The organism is candidate division WOR-3 bacterium, assembly GCA_026418155.1.
Classification (GTDB): Bacteria; Hydrothermota; Tepidihabitantia; order Tepidihabitantales; family CAIPLT01; genus JAOABV01.
Genome location: JAOABV010000061.1, coordinates 1 through 10,480 on the forward strand (window position 1 = coordinate 1; position 10,480 = coordinate 10,480).

Here is a 10,480-nt window from a genome sequence, read left to right on the forward strand (position 1 = left end):
AGGCAGGTCTTATAGGTATTAAAATGAATATCAACTGTGTCTTTTACATCATAAGCGTAACCGCCGGCCAGAGTAACTGCGACGGGAATTTTTTTGTCGCGACAATTTTTTAGCACAATTTCATCTCTTTTTTTTAATCCGGCTTTAGTCAGCCGTAAAGAACCCAACTGGTCTAAATAGAATGGGTCAGCACCAGCAACATAGACTACGAGTTCTGGTTTATGTTGAGACAAAATCTTATTCACCGCATTTTCTAAATTTGACAAATATTCTTCGTCACCGGTTGCATCCTCTAATCCGATATCCCAATCTGATTGTTCTTTAATTGGATAGAGATGTTCCTGGTGAATAGAAAAAGTGAAGACCGAAGAGTCTTTTTTGAAAATGTTAGCTGTGCCATTACCTTGGTGCAAATCGCAATCAATTACCGCAGCGCGTTCAATCTTTTTTAATGCTTGCATTTTTCTAATTCCGACCGCTATATCATTAACATAACAAAAACCTTCAGCATGGTCGGCAAAAGCATGGTGAAAACCACCGCCGATATGCATGCCAATACCGTCTTTTAACGCTTGTTTACAAGCAAGAATTGTGCCTTCTGCATGTAAAAAATACGCATTGATTATCTCACTAGTAAGAGGTAATTCAGAACGAACTGTGCGTTGAGTCCATCGCAAATTGAGCATATCATCAATATACTGGACGGTGTGAACTAACGCAATGTCCTTAATATCAGGATTTTGAGGATATATAAAATCTTCTTCTACGGCTAATCCTTCGTTTAAAAGTCGTTCCTTAATTAGACGATATTTTTGAGTAATAAACACATGAGAACCGATATTTACTTCGTACTTATCTGAATAGATAAATTTCATATGATTAAGAAAAAAGAACCGATATTAACCTTATGTTTATCCCGAGAAATAAATCTCATAGTTATTTCAAATTGGCAACAGTCTTAAAAAGAAGAACTTTATGCAATCGCAAGAAAACGAAACAAGGAGATTTTTCACATTAGATTTTTTATAGTAAAATCATTATAATGAGATTAGAGATTAAGTCAATCTTTGTCATTTGATAGCGAGGTATGGGTTTGGTATAATATATTCTTTATCGAGACAAATTCCAATCGCAAGCCAAATCAGGACTCTGAAAAAAACTTGAAAATACGCAAGGTCTGAAAATTCCCAGAGACTTCTAATTTTAATTTATTTTTTTCAATTTTTAATAGGGTTTGTGGTTTTATTTGCTCTGTGCTTGAGATGCGTCGGTAAATATCTTTATTTTATGTTCTGTAATTGAAAGGACTGTTTCAAGAATTTTAGATTGTTGTTTTTGTAATCTTTGTTATTCAAGGCAAAGTAAATGATTTTCTGTCTCTAACCTTATACTATTTGGGATTAGATTTTGGTCATACGGGCGGTATCCAGGGCTTAAAATTAGGGAGAAATTGTTGAATCGTCCAGATGTTGGTTTTAAGATGTTCGGTGATTTTGTTGGTATTAATCGTAATATTAGATACATTCTGTTTGGCTAAGAAAATACATATCTGGTCAGCAAGGTGAAAATCAAAAACTCCATGCTCTGACAATAAATAGGATTTATATTCTTGGTATACTTCTTCAGCAACGGTTTCTGCGGGTTTTCCCTTTGCGCCAAGGTTAGAAAAACCTGCAATAATATTTTCGTATTCGGCCTTGAGAAATAGATACGTTCCAGGACAGGCGGCTTTAATTGTTTCAGTAATCTGCTCGATTTCAATTTGAGGGAAATCGACTTTTAGCAATTTCAAAAAATGCGCACTTTGGCGTTCTGCAATTGAAAGAGGTAAATTGGCTGCCCGGGAAATCAAAGTCAATTTCTTAAGTTTACCGCGTTCTGAGATGGTTGTTATAGTTTTAATATTAGAAGATGGTCTAAACTCAATTGTTATCGAACCACGACCTACTGGGAAAAAACCATATTGGCTAATTTTGGCTTCAATATTATAACCATATCTTCTTAAGAAGGGCAAAAGTATCTCGGCAAGATAGTCAAATGGTGGACTAAATGGTACATGGGTTCCGCCTTTAATTACTAACCGGCTCTTGGTCGCTAATAAAATTGGAATTAGAGACTGGGCAACTAAAGTTACCGCTCCGGCACTTCCCCTTTCAGCCGCAACATTAAATTCATACTCTCCAGGAATGATGTCTTTAGGCACAAATGTTAGTCGGGTTGAGCCAAAGGTATTACCGGTGACTTCAGCATTGCAAATTTTAGATACCGCATTAACTGAGGTTAGATGTTGAGCAAGCAGTCCCGGCTTTTTACGTCCTTTTCTAATATTATATATTTCAAAAGGAATCTTAAGAATTGCCGATAGACTGAGGGCGGTGCGTAAAATCTGTCCACCGCCCTCGCCATAAGAACCGTCAATCCGAAGCATCAGTTACTTGGTAATGAAACCATCCTTTTGCAATGATATTTTAATTTTTGCTTACTTTATAATCTGATGCTATTATTTCATCTTGGACTCTAATTTCTTTAAGACTTCGGGTAGCGTAGTATATTCCATTTCGGCAAGGGGTAATCGATGTGGTTCAAAAGGACCGTGCGCTCGCATAAAATTGGCAATTTTGTTGGCTTCTTTTCGAGCATAGTCGAACGAAGGGTCATCGAACATATCTCGAGGACCAATTAATTTACCATTGGAGACCTGAAATCCATAGGCTATTACCCGAGGAGGACCATCGAAGCGTGAAGGATTGGCTTGTTTCTGAGAAGTTGGCATTAATGGACCATAGTGCGACCCACGCATCCAACCGGTTACTAAATGGGGAAAGGCAAAAGGCTCTAAAATCTCGCCGATTGATGGTAAACCTGACTGGCCACGCACAATTAACACCGGGTCATCTTTACCAACATATCTGCCTGCAATCAGATATAATTTTTGAGTTGAACTTGATGCCGCAATTTCACCTTTTTTAGTATAGACCGCCTTAATAATATAGTTTTCCGCTGAGCCAATTAAGACCAGTAAATCATACATCTCCTCAGGTGTAGCAAGGATGAAATTCTTATCCTTTTTGATGTCGTGCACTTCAAACTTAAATCCTTCATGCATAGAAGGGTCGATAATTAAACCTATCGTATTAAACGGGTCAGCGAAGATTTTAAATAACGGAAAATTCCAGGCACCAGGGGCACATTTATCGCCCATAAATACTACAATAGGTTCTGATTTTCGTTCAACAAATTCCATTTCCGCCACACCCGGGCCCATACCTTTAACATTTCCAGAGAATGCATCAGATAACATATCTTGTCCTGCGCCATAAAGTTTCATCTTCTTTGCTAATTCAGTGCCCGCTTCAAATACCTGCCAGGCCAATCCGTGAATTTCTTTAGAATCGCAGCCTTTATTGTGAGTCATAATTAATTCCAAATCGTCACCGCAACTCGTGACACAATAATCAATTATCGTTTTATTCTGCTTTGCTTTTTCCAACATCGTTTCTGCTTTCTTCAAAATATCCGGATGCGAAGAAGAATGGCCAACATAACCGCCAATATCGGCTTTGATAACTGAAATTGTAGTTTTTACATTTTCTTGAGCCGAAACTCTCGGATTTGCTTTGTTTTGCTTACTATATTCTTTCATTTTATTCCTCCACAAAAATTTTTATTCAAGTTTTTGTCACTTTAGATTAGAACTAAATTCCTTTTCTAATATTGAAATAATCAGTTATAAACATTTATAATATATACAATTAGACCATTTTGAAATTTATTCGGTTCATTGAATTATATTCTCGGATTCAATGCTGGTCAGAGACCACGATATCCAAGTAATATTGTTATAATTACTATCACTATTAAAGGTTACTGTGTGCCATTATGGGCATAAAAGTATTAAATTGTAATTTTACTTATAAAAATAGGTTTGTCAATAATATGATATGGGTAGAAAAATGAAATTACACAAAATTCTTGTCGCTACCTATAGGTGGTGTTCTCCTTTTCTTATTATTAAAATTATCATTAATCTATCATAATAAGAAGATACACCTTTATTTTTTAACCTATCAAGGCTAAATTTACACAAAATTATATACTATCTATTGTTAATGTTGACAGTGTATAATATTTTCCATTTTAGGCTTCTAATTCTTTTGCGATTGTTATTACTGATTCAATATCGTTCATAATATCGCTGACAAACTAAAAAACTACAAATCCATCAGTTTTTAGTTTTAAATTTTGTGCTTGTAACTTGTGGGCTTTTACTTTTTTCGGTAGATTTCGACTAAATTTTCCGCAACAACTTTCCATAAATAATTACTGCGGATATGTTCTTTTAATTCGGGTCGTTTTTTTTGTTCCAATGCCTTGACTAATCCTTGTCTTAAAGAATCTAAAGAAAATGGGTTTATGTATTGAGCATAGTCTTTAAAGTATTCTTCGGTTCCGCCGATTTTGGTAATAACGACTTTGGCACCAGCCAGTCCTGCTTCTAATGCAGAAAGCCCGGGAGTTTCATAATATGAAGGTAAGACAAAGGTATCACAAGCAGAATAGGCTGAGGCTAATAGTGGGTCATTGTGATTTAATCCAGGAATAAGAATGGTATGAGGCCTTGATTTGATAATGGCTAAACACTTTTGGGCATAGTCGTTTTCTAAGACTTTACCAATTAATACCAAAGGATGGTCTATTTGCTGACAGACTTTAAGCAAGGACAGAAGATTTTTTCTACCCCAACCAATATGGCCAACATATAAGATAAAGTTATTTATCCCATACTGCTTAATAAACAAGTTCGGGTCGGCATTGTAAAAACGCTCATCAACACCATTAGGTAATATTTGAAATTTTTTAGGGCTGATGCCAAAACTTTGTTGAATTAAATCGCGCTCTTTTTTTGTATTAGGAACAATGATATTTGCCAATTGACAGATTTCGTTTATTAGCTGATATTCTGACCAAAAGCCACTAAATTTAGATACTATTTTGGATAGAGTTAGGATATTTTTAATAAAATACGGACTCCGATGACGAAAAAATACTGGCGTGAGAACCATTTTTGCGCCAAGATTAGAGAGTGTTCGCACAAGATGATATGTGCCAATATGCGCACAAAACAAATGCCAAAAATCTATTTGGCGAATCGAATAGTTCTGCCAAGAATCAAAAAGTTCCACTTCAACTCCAAGTTTTTCTAATTCGTTCTTTAGTGCCAATATTTGAGTTTTAACTCCGCCCTCAAGAATTGATATTGCTTGAAAACTGGCAAAGATTATTTTCATATCTAATAACTCTTACCGCAAAGATACTAAGACATAAAGTCTGCTTAAACAACTTTTATCATTACCTTAATTTATTATCTTATATTAGCAATTCTTTTAGTTTATTCAAGAGATATGAGATTTCTGAATAAATCAATTTTGCCACAGGATACATTGAATATTTTCAATCTTCGGCAAGTTAAAGAATTATTTTCATTGCTCTCAGAATGGGGTCTCTGAAAAAGTTAAGTTTTGCGGTTTAATATCCTGAACATTGCTCTTATTTTGTTGTGTTTTCTCTGATACGGACGCGTGCCATAAATTAGTTCCGTGACACTTTTTCAGCACACTCAGATATTAAATGTTGACAGAATTTATTTTCCGATTTTAGAAATCTGCTTAATTGTCTCATAAAAAAGAGTTTGGATTTTGGCTTTAGTCGATTTGGTATATAAGATTTTTGCGATATCTTTTTGTTTAGACATTTGCTTTAATGGTTGGTAGGATAAGTCGCTCAGATGATAATTGCCTTTTTTCATAGGAACAAAAGCCTCTTTGGTATTAGGAGTTATAATATGAAGAAAGATATTATCAAATGATTTTTCAGTTTCGATTTTTAGTAGATTGTTCTGAATCTGCCATTGAGACGATTTATAAACCTCAAGCCGTTTTATCCACCAATAATAAAATTCAGTCATTGTTGTAATCCATAGGTTCGACAATGCTTTAACTTTATCTAATACGGCACTAAAAAGTGCTAAAAACTGATGAATGCGGTGGGGATGGTCGTAGATAAATATCATCTCATTGGTTAAGTGTTGGGTTGTTATATAATCTTCATAGTATTTTCTACACTGTATGTCAGAAAGACCCGCTTGTAGTAACCTGCCAATACAGATGGGGTGAACTGGTATTTGGAGAAGCGAAGAATTCTTATTATCCAGAACCGGAAAGAAGGGAAAATCATCATAAGATAATGAAAATTCAGAAGAATACTTTAAGTCACACGTTTCCATAGCATATTGGAGACTTCTATTCCACATTCCAAAAGGACTAACAAAACCGATAGGATGAAAACCATTTTTTTCTAAGATTGTTTTTGCGGTCTTGATATTATCAAAATTTCTTTTGTAATCTTGGAAAACTTTATGGTGAAAACAATGAATCTGAACATCTTTATTATGCACAATGTGGATGTCAGGCATTCGGCTGGTGTTGATAAAATAAGTAAATTCAATTCCGCTTATTTGGGAGAGATTAACAGTTGTTCTTAGGCTGATATCAGGAGCAAAATCAGTATCAATCCGAAAACTGAATGCCGATTGAAAAGTGTTAGGATAATACCATAGATGCACATATGGTAAATTCATCTTTCGGTATAGTTTTTTTAGACAATTTACGACTAATTTTCTAACTTCTCCTTTATTGACTACCGCGACCCGCTCGTAAGGAAATTTACGATGTGGAAAGTAGAACGGCTTTAATTCATTTCTGGTGTCTAAAATTGCTTGATTAACATCAAAAGGTAAAGCGATAATATATCCTTTACCATACTCGCCTTCAAAAACATTTTGGCCTTTAGTCAATCTATAGCCTTTTAATTTTAGGTCAATAATTTGAATGTTGTGAAATAAATCAGTTTCACCATAGATAAATGGTATTTTTGAAATCTGATATCGGATAGCAGGAATAATTCCTTTTAGGTTGGGAAAATCAGTAATTATACAGCCGCCGGAATGCAAGAAGTTGCGGGCATTAAGAATTTCTTGTGAATCAAGGGGTCGGTTAACAATTATCGGCGCAGGATATTCACTTGGCATTTTCGCTAGTAATTTATAAATAATGCCTTCTTGTTGTAAAATTTGTTGATAACCCAATTGGTCTTGTAATAAACCTAACATTCCGTTCAGCATCTGATGCTTATAATCTTTTTAAGTTATTAAAAAATCCTGTTTTTGGATTCCTTTGATGAGTATTATTATGAGCCCATACACCAAAATTGCTAAGATAATTAATAGCATAATTGGCAGTTTCGATAATAGTAGTTTTATAAACACCACCATTATAGTAGCGGCGATTAGTGGTTTCAAGAGATATTTTAGTTCAAAAGTAATTGGCATAAATTGTTGGACAATCAGTCGAAGCACAATAAATGTAATTAATTCCGAGAAAGTTAAAGCAATCGCAGTGCCCAAAGCACCAAATGGTCGGACGAAAATAATATTGCAGATGACATTAGTGAAAACACCACTGGCGATTGCAGACAAATATGCTTTGTTTCGTTTATCAGCAATTAGCGTAGAGGTAAATATTGTATTTACCATTGTGAAAAACAGAAACCAGATGAGCACCTGAAAGATTAATGATGCTCTTTGATAATGTTCGCCATAAATCAGTGCTATTAACTGCGAAGACAATATGACGCCACCAATGCTAATAGGAATTGCAACTATGAGTACCAGTTTTTGTAAATGACTAAGGATTAAGGACAATCGTTGCTTGTCTAAAACAAAATAGCGAGCAATGCTCGGAAAGGTTGCATTACAGAAGACCCGGTCAATAATCAAAAGCGTAAAAACTAATTTATTAGCCGCACTAAAGACTCCGACTTCGGCATCATTCTTGATTAATCCCAGAAAAACAATGCCAAAATTTTGTGAGAATTGAATTAAAATTGAACCCAGTCCCAGCGGTAAAGCGCTCTTGAAAATTTTTTCCATCTCTTTTATTTTGGAAATAATGTTAGTTTTTAATTTTTCATTGTCAGAAGATTGTCTTCGGTAAACTAAATAAAGAAATAGTCCGCCTAACAGATTGCCGATTAAAAATGCGATGGGCACATTTTTTATTTGTATTGGTCTTTTAACTAATAATAGAAGTAAGATAAGGTAGGTTCCGCTATTAATAATTTTCTGTAAACTCACATAGAACATCTTTTGCCAACCTAAAAACAACCATTCGAGAATAAAGGCGAAAGGAAAAAGCGATAATCCATATAAGATAATTAATAACTTAACATTGCTCGGTTTATTTATTACCAAACTAATTATCAATAAAACAATGAATGTTAGGAGTGAGAGAAATTGTCTTAAAATTATGACATTACGAATATAAGCAGTTGGTGAATAGACAGCACAATTCGTTTCTGAACAGGTAGGAGCGACTGGGTATTGAGCAATATCCCTAATTCCAACTGAAATTAATCCAAGGTTAGTTAAAAACGAACCAAAGGAGAAAAAGGCAAAGGCAAAACTTAATTGACCAAATCCTGCGACTTGTAAGACTCGCGCCAAATAAATCGTGGCGAAAAATAGCAAAATATAACTTATGCCGTCACCAATAAAAAGCAGAAGGAAATTTTTAATAGTCTTCATTTGCCCAAGCCCATCTTCGTACAGCGATGCCTAAAGATAATATGATAATACTACAAGAGTCCTCGGTCCGCTTTGCGCTATTTTACAAAATGCGGATAGAAGCAAGCCAATAGCGTTATAAGGTAATTTCATTTTATCAATATTCCTTCTTACCTTTCAAGTAGGCTCTAATTGCATTTTTGGCTAATCTGTCACTCTGCCTGTTTTCTTCTCTTGAAACTTGGATAATTTTAAGATTTTTCCATTGATTTTTTAGCCACATTGCTTCGAAATAAAAATTTTGTAAACCGCGATTGCGGATTTTATATAAACCGTTAATTTGCTTAAATAATAATTCTGAGTCGGTTTTAATAATAATTTCTGTGTCATAATTCACCAAACCTGATTTTAACATCTGCCCAAGTGTGGTTAAAGCAGTAATCAGCGCCTCATATTCTGCTTGATTGTTAGTCCTGTTACCAATAAATTTACTAATTTCCTTTAGTGGCTGTTTAGCTTCATTTTCCAAAACAATACCAATTCCTGCAGGTCCTGGATTTCCTTTTGATGCGCCATCGATATGAATAATTATTTTTGAGTAGTTGCGGTTCAAAATAATTGGTTAGATGTCGCTTATCAAAATTTATCGTTGATTAATTTCAAGATGTGCGGAAAAGACTTTCAGCCTTGATGCATCGACTCGATGCGACCGAATATTGATTTCGGTTAAGATCGTGGATTTTTGTCTAAACTTTCAGGAACAACAATAATACGACCGCAATATTCACAGAAATGGAGACGGTCATTTTTTTTAACTTCTAAAATCTTTTGTATCGGGATGGGATTAAAACAACCTTGACATCGCTCGGATTCAATCGTAACCACTGCTACGCCTCCTTTGTTTTTACGAATGCGTTCGTAGATTTGGATAATATCTTTACCAATTGCATTAATCAACTGCTCTCTTTCATTGATACGCTCATTGACGGCCTTAACCAAATTGGCTTCTTCTTGTTTAAGAAAAGAAATTTTATCTTGGGTTTCTTTCTCAAGTTCTTTTAACTCTTTTTCCAAAATTTTAATTTTTTCTTCGGTAGATTCAATGTATTCTAAAACAGCAATGATTTCATCTTCAATTTTAGCCTTCTCTTTTTTCTGCCCTTCAATTTCTTTTAAGAATGCTTTATATTGTTCATTGGTTTTGGCTGAATACAGTTGGGCGGAAAATTGATTGATTTTTTCCTCAGTTGTTTTTAAATCAACTTCTAATAATTTGTTCTTCTTTTTCAATTCGACGATTGTATTTTTGGCGACATTCAGTTCGTCCTGTTTGTTTTTAACTACTAATTGAATGCCCTCGATTCTTCGAGGGACATCTTGTTTTTTGGTTTCTAAACGGGTTAGTTCTGTGTCAATTCTTTGAAGTTTTAGCAAGTTGACTAAAATTTCGACCATTTTAAGAAATAGCAAAAAAAATAGGGTATGTCTTTTTTCGACACACCCTATTAATGGGCGATACCCGACTTGAACGGGTGACCTCTTGCATGTCAAGCAAGCGCTCTAACCAGAACTGAGCTAATCGCCCCTTAAATGGAATTCTCATCACAAGTTAATATATTTAATTTTAACCTAAATGTCAAGACTTGATTTTGAAAGTTAAGGTATCGGATTTTGTGTGGTTTAGATTGATTTGCTCAAAATAAAGTTTATCCCCTATGATAGGCGTGGATAATATTTGTGTAAATTTGACAAGGTAGGTTAAAATAAAATGTAGCCTCTATGGAGATGTAAATATTTGGTGTAAATTAAGACTTGATAGGTTAAAAATAAATGAGTATCCTCATAGGTAGTGTATAATAT

The 10,480-nt window shown here is 34.6% G+C and carries 8 protein-coding genes and 1 tRNA gene; all 9 read right to left on the reverse strand.

The genetic code is table 11. The features are described from left to right. The coding region (locus tag N2201_06455; protein MCX7785846.1) for a histone deacetylase at window positions 1–875 on the reverse strand (875 nt) is incomplete at its 3' end. A 536-nt stretch (window positions 876–1,411) separates the two neighbouring features. Next, the gene (gene rtcA / locus N2201_06460) at window positions 1,412–2,428 is read right to left on the reverse strand and encodes an RNA 3'-terminal phosphate cyclase (GenBank protein MCX7785847.1); all 1,017 of its coding nucleotides are present in this window, start codon (window positions 2,426–2,428) and stop codon (window positions 1,412–1,414) included. A 72-nt stretch (window positions 2,429–2,500) separates the two neighbouring features. After that, window positions 2,501–3,643, reverse strand: coding sequence for a fructose-1,6-bisphosphate aldolase/phosphatase (gene fbp / locus N2201_06465; GenBank protein MCX7785848.1), 1,143 nt, complete (start codon window positions 3,641–3,643; stop codon window positions 2,501–2,503). Between the two features lie 622 nt (window positions 3,644–4,265). Beyond that, window positions 4,266–5,288 (reverse strand): glycosyltransferase family 4 protein, encoded by a 1,023-nt coding sequence (locus N2201_06470; protein ID MCX7785849.1) that lies wholly within the window; start codon window positions 5,286–5,288, stop codon window positions 4,266–4,268. Window positions 5,289–5,641: 353 nt separating this feature from the next. Continuing rightward, window positions 5,642–7,180 carry a hypothetical protein gene (locus N2201_06475; GenBank protein ID MCX7785850.1) on the reverse strand — a complete coding sequence of 513 codons (1,539 nt, stop codon included), beginning with the start codon at window positions 7,178–7,180 and terminating at the stop codon, window positions 5,642–5,644. An 18-nt stretch (window positions 7,181–7,198) separates the two neighbouring features. Next, entirely contained in the window at window positions 7,199–8,641 is a 1,443-nt protein-coding gene (locus N2201_06480) for a flippase (protein MCX7785851.1), read from the reverse strand. Window positions 8,642–8,777: 136 nt separating this feature from the next. Next, window positions 8,778–9,233, reverse strand: coding sequence for a ribonuclease HI family protein (locus N2201_06485; protein ID MCX7785852.1), 456 nt, complete (start codon window positions 9,231–9,233; stop codon window positions 8,778–8,780). Window positions 9,234–9,346: 113 nt separating this feature from the next. Then, complete coding sequence (locus tag N2201_06490; GenBank protein ID MCX7785853.1) at window positions 9,347–10,075, reverse strand: C4-type zinc ribbon domain-containing protein; 729 nt, start codon at window positions 10,073–10,075, stop codon at window positions 9,347–9,349. 54 nt (window positions 10,076–10,129) lie between these two features. Next, window positions 10,130–10,205: transfer RNA gene (locus N2201_06495), tRNA-Val, on the reverse strand. Between the last annotated feature and the right edge of the window lie 275 nt (window positions 10,206–10,480).